18 protein-coding genes are annotated in these 16,510 nt (G+C 37.6%); 12 read left to right on the plus strand and 6 right to left on the minus strand.

Translation table 11 applies throughout. The features are described from left to right. Window positions 1-190 precede the first annotated feature (190 nt). Window positions 191-1,240 carry a GHKL domain-containing protein gene (locus M3Z76_RS13525; protein ID WP_293928024.1) on the plus strand — a complete coding sequence of 350 codons (1,050 nt, stop codon included), beginning with the start codon at window positions 191-193 and terminating at the stop codon, window positions 1,238-1,240. Between the two features lie 14 nt (window positions 1,241-1,254). After that, window positions 1,255-1,989: a LytR/AlgR family response regulator transcription factor gene (locus tag M3Z76_RS13530; protein WP_293928021.1), complete on the plus strand. Its 735-nt coding sequence runs from the start codon at window positions 1,255-1,257 to the stop codon at window positions 1,987-1,989. A gap of 40 nt (window positions 1,990-2,029) precedes the next feature. Here M3Z76_RS13530 and M3Z76_RS13535 read toward each other — a convergent pair whose 3' ends face one another. Next, window positions 2,030-2,206, minus strand: a complete 177-nt coding sequence (locus M3Z76_RS13535; protein WP_293928018.1) for a putative motility protein — start codon at window positions 2,204-2,206, stop codon at window positions 2,030-2,032. Between the two features lie 94 nt (window positions 2,207-2,300). Here M3Z76_RS13535 and M3Z76_RS13540 point away from each other — a divergent pair, with 94 nt between their 5' ends. The 6 genes from M3Z76_RS13540 (at window position 2,301) to M3Z76_RS13565 (ending at window position 7,654) form a co-directional block, all read left to right on the plus strand. Beyond that, window positions 2,301-2,852 carry a superoxide dismutase family protein gene (locus M3Z76_RS13540; protein ID WP_293928015.1) on the plus strand — a complete coding sequence of 184 codons (552 nt, stop codon included), beginning with the start codon at window positions 2,301-2,303 and terminating at the stop codon, window positions 2,850-2,852. Between the two features lie 188 nt (window positions 2,853-3,040). Continuing rightward, on the plus strand, window positions 3,041-4,033 hold the full coding sequence (locus M3Z76_RS13545; protein ID WP_293928012.1) for a TAXI family TRAP transporter solute-binding subunit: 993 nt from the start codon (window positions 3,041-3,043) through the stop codon (window positions 4,031-4,033). A 62-nt stretch (window positions 4,034-4,095) separates the two neighbouring features. Then, a complete protein-coding gene (locus M3Z76_RS13550) occupies window positions 4,096-4,611 on the plus strand; it encodes a DUF1850 domain-containing protein (protein ID WP_293928009.1) in 516 nt (171 codons plus the stop codon). Next, on the plus strand, window positions 4,595-6,616 hold the full coding sequence (locus tag M3Z76_RS13555) for a TRAP transporter permease (RefSeq protein ID WP_293928006.1): 2,022 nt from the start codon (window positions 4,595-4,597) through the stop codon (window positions 6,614-6,616). Before M3Z76_RS13550 ends, M3Z76_RS13555 begins: the two co-directional genes overlap by 17 nt. Before the next feature lie 141 nt (window positions 6,617-6,757). Continuing rightward, window positions 6,758-6,898: a hypothetical protein gene (locus tag M3Z76_RS13560; protein WP_293928003.1), complete on the plus strand. Its 141-nt coding sequence runs from the start codon at window positions 6,758-6,760 to the stop codon at window positions 6,896-6,898. A gap of 84 nt (window positions 6,899-6,982) precedes the next feature. Further along, entirely contained in the window at window positions 6,983-7,654 is a 672-nt protein-coding gene (locus M3Z76_RS13565) for a GNAT family N-acetyltransferase (protein ID WP_293928000.1), read from the plus strand. A gap of 31 nt (window positions 7,655-7,685) precedes the next feature. On the opposite strand, the gene M3Z76_RS13570 is transcribed toward M3Z76_RS13565, so the two are convergent. From M3Z76_RS13570 to M3Z76_RS13585, 4 genes are all read right to left on the minus strand, one after another. Beyond that, a complete protein-coding gene (locus M3Z76_RS13570) occupies window positions 7,686-8,396 on the minus strand; it encodes an IucA/IucC family C-terminal-domain containing protein (protein WP_293927997.1) in 711 nt (236 codons plus the stop codon). 311 nt (window positions 8,397-8,707) lie between these two features. Beyond that, the gene (locus M3Z76_RS13575; protein ID WP_293927994.1) at window positions 8,708-9,661 is read right to left on the minus strand and encodes a DMT family transporter; all 954 of its coding nucleotides are present in this window, start codon (window positions 9,659-9,661) and stop codon (window positions 8,708-8,710) included. A gap of 87 nt (window positions 9,662-9,748) precedes the next feature. Next, window positions 9,749-10,978 (minus strand): peptidase T, encoded by a 1,230-nt coding sequence (gene pepT / locus M3Z76_RS13580; protein WP_293927991.1) that lies wholly within the window; start codon window positions 10,976-10,978, stop codon window positions 9,749-9,751. 32 nt (window positions 10,979-11,010) lie between these two features. After that, window positions 11,011-11,655 carry a lysoplasmalogenase gene (locus M3Z76_RS13585; protein WP_293927988.1) on the minus strand — a complete coding sequence of 215 codons (645 nt, stop codon included), beginning with the start codon at window positions 11,653-11,655 and terminating at the stop codon, window positions 11,011-11,013. Window positions 11,656-11,727: 72 nt separating this feature from the next. Between M3Z76_RS13585 and M3Z76_RS13590 the strand changes: the two genes are divergently transcribed. Then, window positions 11,728-13,410 carry a TMEM175 family protein gene (locus M3Z76_RS13590; RefSeq protein WP_293927985.1) on the plus strand — a complete coding sequence of 561 codons (1,683 nt, stop codon included), beginning with the start codon at window positions 11,728-11,730 and terminating at the stop codon, window positions 13,408-13,410. Between the two features lie 188 nt (window positions 13,411-13,598). Continuing rightward, window positions 13,599-15,296 carry a methyl-accepting chemotaxis protein gene (locus M3Z76_RS13595; RefSeq protein WP_293927982.1) on the plus strand — a complete coding sequence of 566 codons (1,698 nt, stop codon included), beginning with the start codon at window positions 13,599-13,601 and terminating at the stop codon, window positions 15,294-15,296. A gap of 43 nt (window positions 15,297-15,339) precedes the next feature. Here M3Z76_RS13595 and M3Z76_RS13600 read toward each other — a convergent pair whose 3' ends face one another. Further along, window positions 15,340-15,519, minus strand: coding sequence for a hypothetical protein (locus M3Z76_RS13600; protein ID WP_293927979.1), 180 nt, complete (start codon window positions 15,517-15,519; stop codon window positions 15,340-15,342). Window positions 15,520-15,606: 87 nt separating this feature from the next. On the opposite strand from M3Z76_RS13600, the gene M3Z76_RS13605 reads away from it, so the two are divergent. Next, window positions 15,607-15,864 (plus strand): hypothetical protein, encoded by a 258-nt coding sequence (locus M3Z76_RS13605; protein ID WP_293927977.1) that lies wholly within the window; start codon window positions 15,607-15,609, stop codon window positions 15,862-15,864. Window positions 15,865-15,934: 70 nt separating this feature from the next. Next, window positions 15,935-16,498: a signal peptidase I gene (lepB, locus tag M3Z76_RS13610; RefSeq protein ID WP_293927975.1), complete on the plus strand. Its 564-nt coding sequence runs from the start codon at window positions 15,935-15,937 to the stop codon at window positions 16,496-16,498. Window positions 16,499-16,510 lie beyond the last annotated feature (12 nt).

Here is a 16,510-nt window from a genome sequence, read left to right on the forward strand (position 1 = left end):
TTTTTTTATTCGAAGAATAGATTACAGAAAATTCAGTATTATTTACCGTGTTAAATTATTTTAATGCGACGCTTGTGTTCTTCCATCAATATTATTCTTTTTCCTTGTATCGCAGTGGATCATGATTCCAGTATTGTTAGTTAGCTTAGGCATCTTTTTTTATCTGCTTTCTAAAAAACATAGAGTATGGATGGATATTACAATTGTTTGTATTGGTGGGGTATTAGCTAATTATTTAGCTAAGTTTATTTTGTATTTCTTTTCGCAGGGAAATAATTTTATATATGAATTGTTGTATATTTGCTCCTTTTTACTTATTTTTATTGCGTATATTTATCTTTATAAACAGCTTATACAAAAAATTAATGAAATTTTGATGTTATCAACAACTAGTAAATTTTTTATTTTTCTTATTTTATTTTTAACAGCGTTAGCATTTTATTTGAATATTTATTTTGCAGAACATATGAATTCAACATCTACATTAAATATGAATTTGATGATTCAGCTTTTGTATTTTATTATAGTGATTATTGTTTTAGGTGTATTTTTATATAGCATACATAACACATATAGGGCAAAGAGAAAAGTGCTAGAAACTGAGCAATTTATGCAATACATGACTGCACTTGAAGAAGTTAATCGTGATATGCAGAAATTCCGCCATGATTATACGAATATATTGCTGACAATTCAGGGCTATTTAGATCAAAAGGACATGGAAGGATTGCAATCTTATTTTCAGCAAAGCATTGTGCAAACAGGACGACAAACGTTGGTGAAGCATCAAACATTAGGACGGCTAGACAATTTGGAGTCAGTAGAATTAAAAGGCTTGCTTGCAACAAAAATATTGCAGGCAGATGCATTAAATATCCCATCTATTATTGAGATTCCTAGACCTGTACCGATGCTACAAATGAGTATTGTTGATATTGCAAGAGTTGTGGGGATTTTACTGGATAATGCGCTAGAGGCTGTAAAAGAGCTGCCAAAAGGCAATATTCGTGTGGCTATTTTCCCAACTGATAATGAAATGGTGCAGCTACTTATTGAAAATAGCTATGGAGATATGTCACCTAATATTGGAAAGCTATTTCAGCAAGGTTATTCTACAAAAGGTCAAGGACGTGGTAGCGGTTTAACGATAGCGAAGGCGATTATTGGGAGCTATCCAAATGCTATGATGCATACAAGGGTAGAGGATGGCAAATTTATTCAAGAGTTGAGCATTTATTAAGGTGGTGTATTTTTATGAAAGTAGTAATTTGTGAAGATGACTCACTTCATCGTCATTTGATTTATACAGAGCTGAAAAACTATGAGATGTTCCATAATCCAAGTGTAGAAATTGTATTAGAAACGGCAAGCCCTGAGGAAGTGCTTGCTTATGCAGCAGAGCAGCATGTGGATTGCTACTTTTTAGATATTGACTTATCGCATGAGTTAACAGGAATGGATGTTGCTTATGAGATTCGCAAGGACAATCCTTTGGCGAGCATCATTTTTGTAACAACGGATGCAGAGAAGTGGCATCTTGTGTTTAAATATCAGCTAGAGGCACTTGATTATATTGTCAAAGATACGCAAGAGAAAATGGCTGTGCAACTACGAAAAGTGATTCATACAGCCTTTGAAAAATATCAAAAGCTAGGGCAAAAGGAACAGGCGAATGTTTATCAATTAAAGGTTGATAGGCGTATTGTTAACATTCCATATGAGGATATTTATTTTTTCTCAACATCACCACAAGTACATAAAATCGAGCTGTATGCGAAAAATCATTATTATGAATTTTATGGCTCGATGCAGGAATTGGAAAAAATAGATGAGCGTTTTTATCGTTGTCATACAAGCTATGTGATTAATTTGCAGCATGTTGCCGAAGTTAATGCGAAGGAACGCACAGTAACGATGACAGATGAAAGTATATGTAAAGTGTCGTTTCGTGCGATGCGGACTTTGCGCAAGAAACTAGAAGCTAATTAAAAAGCTATCGAGGCAAATACTGACCTCGATAGCTTTTCATTTACACCTGTGCGTCAAATAATTGACCTTTATACGGGTGTTCAGCAGCGGGAGCAGGCATTTCTGCTAGCATTTCAACGACGCCAGCACCAGCATTTAATGTTTTGTCTAAAATCGACATTTGCAATGTTTGCTGTAGCTGTGCGAGTTGGCTTGACATAATTGAATTAATTTCCATTGTCACCCCTCCTTTGCTTTTATATCGGATTGTCTTTTTTAATTTGAATAAAGAACAGGCGATTTTGGCAACAATAGCAGTAGGAGGGATTATCATGTATAAAATAATTTTACTGAGCACGGCTTTATTATTATCGGGCTGTTCACTATTTCAAGCGAAAAAAGAAGAAGTAGAAGTGCCTGTTCATGCACCAAGCGCTGCTACAGCAACTGCGAAAATGCTCAATAGCAAAGGTGAGAGTGTCGGAGAAGTGACATTAAAGGAAGTAACAGAAGGTGTAGAATTATATGCAGAGCTACACAATTTGCCACCTGGAACACATGCTATTCATATTCATGAGGTAGGAAAATGTGAAGCACCATCATTCGAATCTGCGGGCGCACATTTTAACCCAGAGCATAAGCAGCACGGCATTGAAAACCCACAAGGGCCACATGCAGGTGATTTACCGAATTTAGAAGTAGCCGAGGATGGCACTGTAGAGCTTGAATTTACAACAAAGCTCGTGACATTAATGAAAGGTCATGCAAATTCGCTTTTTGATAAGGATGGTAGCTCCATTGTGATTCATGAAAAGGCGGATGACTATAAAACAGACCCATCTGGTAATTCAGGGGATCGCATTGCCTGTGGTGTCATTGAATAATGTGAAACTTCAATCAGTGGGGAGCTTTCTCCACTGATTATGGGTGTTGGCTGGAAGTTAGCTTTTACAAACAGTGAGCTTGTGGTGATACATGCCACATAATAAGGGATTAACAGACTAGTTTGACAACTGTTTTGATCCTCTGTAAAATGTAGAGTGATTAGCAAAAGAGGGGGGTTATGTTAATAATGAAGAAAAACAGTATATTATTCACAATTTTAGGTATGCTTTTACTTGTCTTAGCTGCATGTGGTGCAGGTGAAGAGGGAGGTAAAGAAAATACAGGTACAGATGGTGGCGATAAGCAATCGTTTGATGTAGATTTCTTATCTATTTTAACAGGTGGTACGCAAGGGACTTACTATCCATTAGGTGGAACATTTGCTGATTTGATTACAACTGACACAGGTGTAAAAACAACAGCAGAGGTATCTCAAGCGTCTGCTGCTAATATGACAGCATTACAAAATGGTGAAGGTGAAATCGCTTTCGTACAAACAGATATTGCTTACTATGCAACAGAGGGTACATTAATGTTTGAAGGGCAAAAGATTGATTCAGTAGTTGCTCTTGGCGCTCTATATCCTGAAACAGTACAACTTGTTACATTGGCTGACTCAGGCATTAAATCATATGAAGATTTAAAAGGTAAAAAGGTATCAGTAGGTGCTCCGGGTTCAGGTACTTATGCAAATGCTGAGCAATTGCTTGAAATTCATGGTTTAACAATGAATGATATTAAACCTCAAAATTTAGACTTTGGTGAATCAACAGATGGCATTCAATCTGGACAAATCGATGCAGCATTTATTACAGCTGGCTATCCAACAGGCGCTGTTGAAGCATTAAATGCGACAAACGGTGTATATATTGTTCCTGTATCAGATGACAAAGCAGAGGAGCTAATTGCGAAATATCCATACTATGCAAAAGATGCAATTCCAGCAGGTACTTATGGTTTAGAGGAAGAAATTCCAGCGGTATCAGTAGGTGCGATGCTCGCAGTGAAAAAGGATTTATCAGAAGACTTAGTGTATGCAATTACAAAGGCGATTTATGATAACACAGATAAAATTAGCCATGCAAAAGGTGCGTTTATCAAGGCTGAAAGCGGATTAGACGGTATTGGTATTGAAGTGCATCCTGGTGCTCAAAAATATTTTGATGAAGTAAACAACTAATCCGAAAGAAGGCTCTGTTGCGTATTGCTTCAGAGCCTTTTCTTATTTGAAGGGTAATAATTATGAAAAAATGGTATCTCCTCATTATTAGTGGCATATTGCTTATTATTCTTTTCATACCATTAGAAAAAGCTTTAACATTTACTGAAACAAGAGTAGAAAAAGCAAGAATATATTATTTACCATTGCAAAAGGAACAACAATTTCAACTATTGTTTATGCACTCTATCCATAAGACAGATGTGATTGAATCCTATGAAGTGCTGCCAAACAATGAATTGCGTCTGCTATCCATGCAATATGAAGATGTGGCAATTGGCATGCCAGGCTATCCGGAAGAAGGGCAAACATTAGTATATGATAAAGGTATCTACACTCTATCCTATGATGATGCTACATTGCCTAGCTTTAACCTATTTATAGCGAACATTGATGCTACATTACAACTAATTTATCAATCTAATTATGTAGATTTGAAGAAGCAATTAGAAAAGGGAAAATCCTATGTATTCGAAGTGAAAAAACTATCACTCTATGACAGGATGAAAGGAGTACGATTGTATGGGGAAAGAAAATAATACAAAGCCGGTTGCTCAAGATGAAGGCTTTGAACAGCTTTCAGCAGAGGACCAGCAAGCATTACTTGAAAAATATGATATTGAATCAAATACTCGTAATATTTCAAGTATGTTTAAATATGTGATTTATGCTGGATTATTAATATTTTCTTTATTTCAACTATATACAGCTATATTTGGCTTATTTCCAGCACAAATTCAACGGACAGTGCACTTAGGCTTCGGTTTAACATTTATCTTTTTGTTATTCCCAGCTCGACGTAAATCACGTAAAGATGTTATCCCGTTTTATGATTATATTTTAGCGATTGTTGCGATTGTAGTAGGCTCTTATTGGACGATTAATTATGAGCGTTTAGTACAAAGCTTAGGCCAGCTAGAACAAATGGATTTTATAATAGGTCTTTTAGCAGTTTTACTAGTTTTAGAGGCTGCTAGACGTGCTGTTGGTTTGCCAATCACAATTATTGCCTCACTGTTTTTATTGTATGCTTATTTTGGTCAACAGATGCCAGCTTTCATGGCACATAGAGGACAAAGTGTTGAAAGCATTGTCAATTTAATGTTTTATTCAACAGACGGTATTTTAGGTACCCCGATTAGTGTATCTGCCACATTTATTTTCGTGTTCTTATTATTTGGTGCCTTTCTTGTAAAGACAGGCGTAGGGCAATATTTTAATGACCTAGCTGTATCATTAGCAGGAAAGCTAACAGGGGGACCAGCAAAGGTTGCTATTTTCTCATCTGCATTACAAGGGACAATTTCAGGTTCTTCTGTAGCAAACGTAGTTACATCAGGCTCTTATACAATCCCAATGATGAAAAAGCTTGGCTATAAAAAGGAATTTGCGGGCGCAGTAGAAGCCTCTGCATCAACTGGTGGTCAGCTGATGCCACCGATTATGGGGGCGGCAGCATTTTTAATGGTTGAGTTTATTGGACGCGGTGTAACGTATTGGGATATTGCCAAGGCAGCAGCAATCCCTGCATTGCTTTACTTCACAGGTATTTGGATTATGACCCATTTTGAAGCAAAGCGCTTAGGCTTGAGAGGCCTTTCTGATGAAGAAATGCCAAATCGCAAAGAAGTATTGAAGAAAATTTATTTGTTAGTGCCAATTATTTTGATTATTGTTTTAATGCTAGTAGGTGTACCAGTTATGCATGCGGCTCTGTATGGAGTACTTGCTTGTATTTTAGTAGGTATGTTTAATAAAGAAACGCGTTTAGGACCTCTTGATATTTTAGATGCACTAGTTGATGGCGCACGTACAGCGCTTGGTGTGGTTGCAGCAACGGCTTGTGCGGGAATTATTGTAGGAGTTGTTGTGAAAACTGGTTTAGGTTTATCATTAGCGAACAGTTTAGTGAAGCTAGCTGGTGGTAGCATCTTACTAACATTAGTATTTGTAATGATTGCATCGCTTATTTTAGGGATGGGTGCACCAACAACAGCGAACTATGTTATTACATCGACAATTGCAGCTCCGGCAATCATTGCGCTATTAGCACCAAATACGCCACAAGATTTAGTGCCAGTTGTCGTATTGCTATCTGCACACTTCTTTGTATTCTATTTTGGTATTATCGCAGATATTACGCCACCAGTGGCGCTCGCTGCCTTTGCGGCCTCGGGGATTTCAGGGGGAGACCCAATTAAAACGGGTGTTAACTCTGCAAAGCTAGCAATTGCGGCATTTATCATTCCGTATATGATTGTATTTTCTCCAGCGTTACTAATGGTTGATGTAACAATCCTGCAAGTTATTTGGGTAGTGTTTACAGCTATCATGGGAATGATTGCGATTGGTGCAGGTATTATTGGTTATTGGTATAGAAAATTATATTGGTTTGAAAGAATCATTGTCATTGTAGCAGGGTTAGCGATGGTTTACCCAGAGTCAATTTCAGATATTTCAGGGCTGATTGTCTTCGGTATTATGTTCGTGATTCAGTTTATGACAAAAAATAAAAGTGGCGGCGTCACAGCAGCTAAAGCTTAAAAACTTGTATCAAACCTATCTGTTTCATAGATAGGTTTGATACTTTTTATGCATATAGTGAATTAATGACTTGCACATAAAAAAGCATCATAGTATTATATGAATAATCAGAAAATTCATTTAAAGGAAAGGGTGTTGTTTATGGGCAAGATTTTATCATCAAATCTTGAAACGTATTTGTTGGATGAGGAGTTAGAGCTTGAGCGTCATGAGGAGATGGATGTCTTTAAAGAGCATGATGGCTATGAGCAATATCCAGCAGGCTTCTTTACAAGCTTATAGAAAAGGCGAATGTTCAACTGAGCATTCGTTTTTTGTTTGCGTTATAATGATGGAGTGTGAAAAACAGAACAGTGTGGTGACAAAATGATTTTTCAAGGATATTTAGGTGAACATGAATTTTATGTACAGCCTCTAAAAAATACACAATTAACTCAAATCCAAAAGTTGCAGCAGGTTGTTTATGATGTATTAGAGGATAAGACAATTTTACAGCCTCTTAGTGATGAGGAGCTTTTATATATTTTAAATGGTCATGGTGTTATGATTGGCGCATTTGTTAACGAGCAATTGGTTGCGGTTCGTGCTTTATTAGAGCCAAATTCAGATGAAGAAGAGCATTTAGGGCTTGATATTGAGGCGGAGGATTTGGCACGTGTGCTATATCAGGAGGTTTCGTTTATCCATCCAACATTTAGAGGCTATGGACTACAGCAAACATTAGCAAGTATCATTATGTCACAAGTGGATATTGAAAAATATGATTGGGTATGTGCAACAGTTAAGCCATATAATATTGCCAGTCTAAAAGATAAGCTTGTACAAAATATGCATATATATGCGCTGAAATATAAATATGGTGGTAAACTGCGCTATGTGTTTGCAAAACCTTTACATAAAGAGCCAGTTTTCGCAGGTGAAAGGTTAATAATTGCGATGGGGGACACAGAGGCACAGCAGCAAGCTTTATGTAACGGCTACCGTGGCGTAGCAATTGAGCAGCAAGAGGATGAATGGTTTGTCCAATTTAATAGATGAAATAAGAGCGTAGTGATGCTACGCTCTTATTTTATTTCAACGGACAAAATCCACAGGCCATTAAGCCAGGGATATCCTTGGATTGGCAGCAGCTTTTGCGAACAGGTCTGTTTAACAGCTGCGAAGGGTGGTTGCCATCTGTATAATTTAAAAATAGCGATTTATCGGAAATGTAGCGCCATACTTTTGTATCTTCTAAAATTTCTAGGTCTTCATAGGCTCTATCAGCTAGCGCAGGGTTTTCAAGCAATGTATGGTAATGCCATAATAGGTAACCAAAAATGTTTTCCCACATAACGAGTGGTGAAATAGATGTTGTTTTACGTAGCTGCTGAATAATTTCAAAAGTTTGCTTATACAATATTTTTTGAATCACTGCCTCACGTTCATTATCCTCCACATAGCGAAAATCATTTGCTGAAATAAATGTGCCAAGCGTATTGATACCGTATTCGTGAACGAGGGCGAAGCGAATGTCCTCTAGTTTGCCATCCCAAACCTCATCATAAACTGCAAGCATATAAAATTGCATTGCAACAAACATACCGTAGCGACGAGTGAAATGGGAAATAGCAGCCGTTTCTGTAGCTGCCTGTGTAATGCCCATCATTAAGTTGCGAAAATCTGTTAAATAAAAGTCCTTTTGCAGATTTGCCAGCGTAAATAATGGACGCTCAGGATTTTCTGTATAAATGCTATAAGAATTTAATTGTTGAATTTGATCATAGGATAGTGCGGGCATAAACTCACCTTTTTCATTTATCATAACATTTTTTGATAAAAAATTATTTAAATAGTGTTGACAATCTAAATGAAAACGATTATCATTATCATTGTAAGCATTACTCATATGCAATACAGTGCTTATGAGCTTGAACTTTAGCTACTTTTCTCCAGAAGTTCGCTAGTTCAGAAAATACGTTCTACCCCCCTCATTTTAGAACGTAATTTTTTACCCTTTATATTTTCTTCAAAGCTTCTCTTTTGAGAGCCAATTTGAGCCGATCCCTAGCCATAGGATCGGCTACTTTTTTTTTATGCGCCAATAAAAAATCATTCTGTAGCTATCCGAGCACGTTTGGCGGCAAGCATTGTATGATAGCTATGCAGAAGCATACCAATAATGATAATTGCTAATCCTACAAGTGCAATTGGTGTCGGAAGGGGGATGCCTAATAAAAGCATTTCACCAATGATAACAAAAACAACCTCCGTTGATTGCGTTGCCTCAACCGCAGCAAGCTTTCCTTGATTGTCACGCACACGATCAGTTGCGATAAAGAATAATGTTGTTGCAATTACGCCTGAACTTAGTCCAACTAATAATGATTGAAATACTTGACTGCTTGAAGGTAGCCCAACGGTCATTATAGCGTAGATTGCCATTAAAATCCATACAGGTAAGGAAGCAATCGTCATACCGAGCACACGCTGAAATGTATCAATGCGCCCGTCGCATATGTCCATCATTTTGCGATTACCTAATGGATAAGCAAATGCTGCAATTAATACAGGTAAAATACCGAGAAGCAGAGCGGTTGTTGACACGGATTTAGCATGTGGGATTTGAATGAGCAATATGCCAATTAAGATCACACTGGAAATTAAAAGTGACACCATTGGGATTTTTTGCCGTATCTTTTGCCCTGCAATAATTGTTACGAAAAGTGGTGCGAGCAGTACCCCCGCAACGATTGTAAACTGCCAAGTACCCGAAACAAGCCAACCCGGACCATAGGCAGCCGCAAATGTAAGTGGTGCATAAAATAATACAAAACCTACGAAGCTCCACCCGAGCCATTGCCAAGGCCGTGCCTTCATTTCATTATGTAGCTGTCGGTAATTTTTTCTGTATAATACGATAGCAATTAAAAAGGGTAGCATAAAGAAATAGCGTAAGGAAGCGCTCCATAGCCAGCTGCCACCATCTAATTCCATAGAGTGATTTAAAATGAATGTAAAGGCAAAAAATAAAGCTGCAATAATACCGATTAAAATTTCTTTCATCGTATAAACACCTCCTATATAACTGAATATTCAGAATGGTAAAAGAAGAAAAAATGCTAGCATGATGCTAGCGCTTTTTCTAAATGATTATGCGCGTGCCTCGAAAGCTTGCACGATTTCTAAAATAACTTCAGTTGCTTTTTCCATTGTTTCTGCTGATACATATTCAAATTTACCGTGCATATTTTCGCCGCCAGCGAAAATATTTGGTGTTGGTAATCCCATGTAAGATAGCTGTGAGCCATCAGTGCCACCACGTACTGGCTCGATAATTGGTGTGATGCCAAGCTTTATCATAGCATCTTTCGCAATATCAACGATTTCCATAACAGGCTCAATTTTTTCTTTCATATTGTAATATTGATCTTCAATTTCCACAGTAATCGCATCTTCACCAAACGTCGCTTTAATTTTTTTCTCGGCGTCGATAAAGCGTGCTTTTTTCTCCTCGAATTTTGCACGATCATGGTCACGAATAATATATGTTAATGTTGCTTCCTCAATATGCCCATTAAAGCTCATTAAATGGATAAAGCCTTCATAGCCTTCTGTTTTTTCAGGTACTTCATCTAAAGGCATTTCATTTTGGAATTTAATCGCCATTGTTGTCGCATTAACCATTTTATCTTTAGCAGAGCCTGGATGCACACTTGTACCACGAGTTGTAACTTTAACACCTGCTGCATTGAAGCTTTCGTATTGAAGCTCGCCAAGTGGACCCCCATCTAACGTGTAAGCATACTTTGCGTCAAATGCTTCTACATCAAATTTATGTGGACCGCGACCGATTTCCTCGTCTGGAGTGAAGGCAACGCGAATTTTACCATGCTTAATTTCAGGGTGCTGTACTAAATATTCCATCGCTGTCACAATTTCTGCAATCCCTGCTTTATCATCAGCACCAAGCAATGTTGTCCCATCTGTTGTAATTAATGTTTGCCCAACATAGTTTTTTAAATTAGGGAAGTAGCTTGTTGACATAACTAATTGCTCGTTTAATTGAATATCGCCACCATCGTAATTATCAATGCGCTGTGGCTTGACATTTGTGCCAGAGAAATCTGGTGTTGAATCAACGTGTGCAAGGAAGCCCAATGTTGGTACATCACTTTTTTCTGTATTAGCTGGTAATGTGGCAAATAAATAACCATACTTGTCTAACGTAATATCTGTTAAGCCAATTGCTGCTAGCTCATCCTTTAAAACGTTTAATAAATCAAATTGCTTCATTGTTGAAGGTGTTGTAGTGCTTGTGAAATCTGATTGTGTATCGATTTTTGCATAGCGAATTAAGCGTTCGATTAATTGTTCTTTCATGGAATAATCCCCCTTGTTATCATACATCTACATTATTGTATCATTTTACTTCGCAGTGCGGAATATTGAACGATGCTGAGTGCGATAAATAATTGCGCTGCGTAGTATGTTAGCATGATCAATATATGTGAGTATGGGATATCTGTAATAAAGCGATTGATTGCTAAAATGGAATCGGACGAAATAAATAAAAGGGCGCCGATAATGGCGAAGCTGCTCGCTGTTCGAAACGAATTCCAGCCCATTAATAAAATGGCTCCAATATAAGCGCAAACGGCTAGTGCTAAAATGTAGCCTCCATCAGGTAAAATAAAGCTCAATAAAAATACCATCATAAAGCCTCCATAAGCAATTAACAGCATTTTCACTAAGCGATGAATTTCCCCCTCATTTGTTTGCTGGAAGGCAATGATATAAAAAATATGTCCGATTAAAAAGCTAAAAAGCCCAATGATAAACCATTGCAATGTATAATCACCAATTGCACAAAAAATAAGCCCACCAATAATAATTGTTTTATACTTTTTCTCGCCTTTTGAACGCAAGGCTAAAAAAATAAGCAATAGCATCGGAATCAGCTTGAACACCATTTGCCATGAAGCGGCAATTGTATAAAAGAAAAGGATATAATAAATACTGAAAATTGCAAATAACAATAAGATAATTTTTTTCTCCATCGAACTGCTCCTTTCTTAATTTAATGAAACTTTCCTGCACTCCATACGTAAAAATAAATAGAGGTGATGACAGTGGGACAATTATTTATAACAGTATTGATTGTGGCAATCGTCGCTACAATTTTAATAGTACCTTTAACAAAAAAGTTACCGAAGGGTGAGTTGACAGGTAAGCAGTTTGGAATACTATTAGCTTCCGTATTTTTCGGTAGTTTAATTTTAACATTTTTAACGGTTTATATTTCGAAAATTGATTTACATTGGACAATTTTCTTATACGTAATTCCTGTGATGGCATTAGTAGGTGCGTTATTGGCAGCTGGTATGGAACAAAAAGCGAAATCTGTAATTACGCTACTGTCAATTGTAGCGGTCGCTTACTTGTTAGCTGCCCCAATTTTTAACGCAGAGAAAAAATATCAATCCTCTGAAATGGAGGAGCAGGTGGAAATTCAGCCATTTGATGAAACAAAAACACCTGCAAGTGTGCCACCGAAGTTTGTGAAAAATAAAATGAAAAAAGCATTTGGGCAAGTGCCGAATACGAGCTACTATGAGCTAGGTCGCCTACAAATTCAAAAGGTCAATGGTGATTATGTGTATATTGCGCCAGTGGAATTTTCAGGGCTTTTTAAATGGTTTAACGGCAAAACAACACCAGGTTACTTCATGATGAGTGCAACTGATTCAAGCGACAATCCAAAGTTTATGGCGCACGATATGGCTTATATCCCATCAGCCTATTTTAATAAAAACTTAGAGCGCCATATTCGACTTCAATATCCAACGTTGATATTTTATGGCGATGCACAATTAGAAATTGATGATGATGGTGTGCCATATTATATTCGAACATATGGCAATTTCATTTCTGCCCGCAATGGCTTTGACGTCAAAGGAATTGTTAAAGTAGATGCGAAAACAGGGCAATCTGAAAAAATTGCCTTAGCAGATGTACCAGAATTTATTGACGGTGCGATTTCACCAGAGTCAGTGAGCTTACAAAATAGCTATTATGGTAATTATGTACATGGCTTCTGGAATAGTTTGTTTGGCAAAAAAGATGTCAAGCTGCCATCAGATGAAGGAACGGAGGCAAACGTTAGCCCTGTCTTTATGGAGGATGGAGAAATGTACTATTTCACAGATTTCTCTAGCCCAAAAGAGGGTGTCGATTCGATGCTTGGCTATTCTTTAACACATGCGCGCACAGGTCAAGCAACATATTACACAGGTAATTTAGAGGAATCATATATGGATTCACAAGGTGCTCTGGAAATTATCGAGAAGAAGTTTATCGAAAAAGAGTGGGAAGGTGAAATGCCAATTTTGTATAACTTCTACGGTGAAGCAAGCTGGCTTTCAGCAGTGTTAGATTCAAATGGCTTCCTGCAAAACTACTTTATCGTATCTGCTGCAAATCCAGAAATTTCAGCATATGCTTTGACACCGAAGGAGGCATTGAAGCAATATAAAACTGCGCTTAGTCGTGGGGGCAGTACAGTAGATGGCTCTTCAAACGCAGAGGAAGCACAGCTCATTGCCAAAATTGTTCGTGTGTATAAAGAGCGTATTGGTGACTTTACGGTTGTGTCACTGTTAACAGATTCAGGGCAAAATTTCATCGTTAGCTCAGAGGTAGCGCCACTTGCTATTTATTTAGAGCAGGGTGATGAGGTGAATATCACTTATTACGCAACAGGAGAGCAATTCCAGCCAATTAAGCAGCTTGAAATTGTCAATATGGAAAGATAGTTAAAAGGCTATCGGGAAATTAGGCTATTACCTATATTTCTCGATAGTTTTTTTGCTAAAAAAATTTGTTTAGCATGGATGATTTTGAAAGTTGTTATGATGAAAAATGTCGAAATATGTAGTATACTAGCACATTTGTATTTTCTTATTAAGAAATGCTAGCTAAAAATAAATGGGGAGCAATGCTTATGAAGATTAAATCGATGTTAATGATGGTTTCAGCAATTGCGGTAATTTTATTTGTGATTAATAGTGTTAGTTTAGGTCTTCTTGTGATGAACACCAAACAGCAGGTGCAAGCATTTCAAAAAGAAAATACAGTGCTTCAATTAAAGGAACAGCTTGTGATGGTATCCGATTATTTAACAACAGAAGCACGTGCTTATGTAAGTACAGGGGATAAGGCATTTTATGAGGCGTATATGAGAGAAGTAAATGACACGCAAACATATGCTAAGGTTATTGCTGAGTTTGAAAAAATACTACCAGATGATATATTAACGATTGTACACAATGTGCAATCAGAGTCAGGGCAATTAGCTCAAATTGAGGCACAAGGCTTTCAGTTAATGCAGCAAGGCAATCAACAGGCTGCCATTGATATGATGTATGATGATAATTATTTTGCAGGAAAAAATCGCATTAATGATTACTTACAAGCCTTTAATGATGAAGTCTCGACATGGGTGGATGAATTATCTACAACAGCTAAAAATGGTGTAACAATGAGTATAGTTATTTTAATTTCATCTGTTGTCATTTCATCTTTGTTTAGCATAATAGCAAGCATTTTAATTATTTCTAAATTTAAGCCGCTGTTTGCTGTTATTCAGCAAATTGAAGAAGTGGCAGATGGCAATTTAATGATCCAGCCTCTTACAACAAAAGAAGGAGCAAAGGATGAAATTTCCCAGCTATCTATCGCGTTTAACACGATGTTTGGGAATTTAAAAAACACTATTGTAACTGTGAATGATGCAAGTATGGAATTATCGGCATCTACAGAGCAATTAAGCGTCAATGTTAGTCAATCAACAGATGCAACAGAGCGCGTAACAGAGGCTACAGATGGCATTGCTGGAGGAGCACAAACCCAGCTTGAGCAAATACAAGAAAGCTCACAGGCGATGATGGAAGTAGCACAAGGTATTCAACATATTGCGTCAGCGGCATCTGATGTAGCAACTTCCTCTACAGAGGTATCGAAACAAGCAGATGAAGGAGGACAGGGCTTGCAGCATGCGATTGAGCAAATGCAGGAGGTTGATGTAGCTGTAAATGAGGCGATGTCCTCTATCGAATCTTTATCAACACAATCTCGAGAAATTGAAAATATTGTAGAGACGATTACAGGCATTGCAGACCAAACGAATTTATTAGCATTAAATGCTGCGATAGAGGCAGCAAGAGCAGGGGAAAGTGGAAAAGGCTTCGCTGTTGTGGCGGATGAGGTACGTAAATTAGCGGAGCAATCAAACCAATCTGCTAAGCAAATTGCTACTATTATTCATATGATTCAAGGAGATATGCAGACAACTGTCCAACAAATGAATAAGGTTAACGATAAAGTTTCGATAGGAACCCAATCTATTACGCATACTGGTACATCTTTTGCAACGATTATTCAAGCTATCCAAACAGTAACAAATCAAATTCAAGAGGTTTCGGCAGTTTCTGAGCAGATGGCAGCAAGTGCACAACAAGTTTCAGCCACTTTCGATTCATTGCAGGTAATTTCACGCTCTTCAACAGAAACGACACAACATGTAGCGAGTTTATCTGAGGAGCAGCTTGCCTCTATGGAGGAAATTGCTTCGGCGACACAGATGCTTAATCAATTAGCAATGAATTTGAATAATGCTGTAGGGAAATTCAAATTACTATAATAACAAGGAGCGCTATGCGAAATCGTACAGCGCTCCTTGTATTTTAGTGAGAATATATAGGGGATGATGGTAGTTCCTTGTCAGCATAATGCGCTGGAACTACAGGTGGCTTTGCTGCCAGAGCTAAGACGATACCTACTACAATCACTACAAATGTTACAGCAAACGATGCGTTGTATGAGCCCGTTTTATCAGCAATCCATCCAGAAATAAGTGGGCTCAATGTGCTAACAACGGATAAAACCCAACTAACAGAGCCTTGAATAGCCGCAAAGTTTTTATTGCCATAGTAAGTATAGAAAACAGTTTATTGTTTATTCAAAAATTTATAGCTGTAGCGAATAATGATGTCATGAATACAATTGTTGAAAATTTAAAGGATCGAATTATTATGAAGTTCATAACAGGGTGGAAAATCAATCCTAATGTAACGAATTATGGCGCGAATAACATCAATACATTATTGTTAGAGGCAATTAAGGCAAATGACTATAAAGAGGCGGTAGCTATTTTAGAGAAGGCAAGTGCGCTCGTAAAGGACCAGCTTGTTACTCATCATTTATTGTAGAAGGGCAAAAAGTTGCAACTTTTTTAGAGGTACTAGCGTTCATATAGCATAGAGGAAATTTGAAGGAGATGTGGACTTGGAAAAAAGTGAAGTAATCAGCTGGATTAAAACAATCGTGTTTGCTGTTGTATTGTCTGTCGGGATTCGCGTCTTTTTGTTTACACCTGTTAGCGTTGAGGGTGCTTCCATGATGCCGACATTTGAGAATGAGGAAAAAGTAATTGTTAATATTATTGGTCCTGCATTATCGGATTATAACCGCTTTGATGTGATTGTTTTTAAGGCGCCAAGTGGAAAAAATTATATTAAACGCATTATTGGTTTGCCAGGAGATCGTGTAGAATATCATGATGATGAGCTGTTTATTAACGGAGAGAAGTTTGATGAGCCTTATTTGGAGACGAATCGAGCCGAGCTATTGGATAGCGGAGATTTAACAGGAGACTTTACTTTGCAGGATACACTCGGTGAGGAAGTTGTACCTGAAGGACATTATTTTGTACTTGGAGATAATCGCCGTTACAGCTCTGATAGCCGCGATATACGAGTTGGCTTCGTAGCACAGGAAAAAATACTGGGCACAGTACCGGTTGTTGTTTGGCCATTACCAAATGCACGGGTAATTAAAGACTGAAAATAACAATTT

The organism is Metasolibacillus sp. (assembly GCF_025291715.1).
In the GTDB taxonomy this organism is placed as follows: domain Bacteria; phylum Bacillota; class Bacilli; order Bacillales_A; family Planococcaceae; genus Metasolibacillus; species Metasolibacillus louembei.

Coding starts and splice junctions, on each gene's coding strand:
- M3Z76_RS13585 (WP_293927988.1), bottom strand. CDS start 11,655: ATGGAGAAAAAAATTATCTTATTGTTATTTGCAATTTTCAGTATTTAT.
- M3Z76_RS13575 (WP_293927994.1), bottom strand. CDS start 9,661: ATGAAAGAAATTTTAATCGGTATTATTGCAGCTTTATTTTTTGCCTTT.
- M3Z76_RS13565 (WP_293928000.1), top strand. CDS start 6,983: ATGATTTTTCAAGGATATTTAGGTGAACATGAATTTTATGTACAGCCT.
- M3Z76_RS13570 (WP_293927997.1), bottom strand. CDS start 8,396: ATGCCCGCACTATCCTATGATCAAATTCAACAATTAAATTCTTATAGC.
- M3Z76_RS13545 (WP_293928012.1), top strand. CDS start 3,041: ATGAAGAAAAACAGTATATTATTCACAATTTTAGGTATGCTTTTACTT.
- M3Z76_RS13540 (WP_293928015.1), top strand. CDS start 2,301: ATGTATAAAATAATTTTACTGAGCACGGCTTTATTATTATCGGGCTGT.
- M3Z76_RS13555 (WP_293928006.1), top strand. CDS start 4,595: ATGGGGAAAGAAAATAATACAAAGCCGGTTGCTCAAGATGAAGGCTTT.
- M3Z76_RS13525 (WP_293928024.1), top strand. CDS start 191: ATGGATATTACAATTGTTTGTATTGGTGGGGTATTAGCTAATTATTTA.
- M3Z76_RS13550 (WP_293928009.1), top strand. CDS start 4,096: ATGAAAAAATGGTATCTCCTCATTATTAGTGGCATATTGCTTATTATT.
- M3Z76_RS13560 (WP_293928003.1), top strand. CDS start 6,758: ATGGGCAAGATTTTATCATCAAATCTTGAAACGTATTTGTTGGATGAG.
- M3Z76_RS13530 (WP_293928021.1), top strand. CDS start 1,255: ATGAAAGTAGTAATTTGTGAAGATGACTCACTTCATCGTCATTTGATT.
- M3Z76_RS13595 (WP_293927982.1), top strand. CDS start 13,599: ATGAAGATTAAATCGATGTTAATGATGGTTTCAGCAATTGCGGTAATT.
- pepT (WP_293927991.1), bottom strand. CDS start 10,978: ATGAAAGAACAATTAATCGAACGCTTAATTCGCTATGCAAAAATCGAT.
- M3Z76_RS13535 (WP_293928018.1), bottom strand. CDS start 2,206: ATGGAAATTAATTCAATTATGTCAAGCCAACTCGCACAGCTACAGCAA.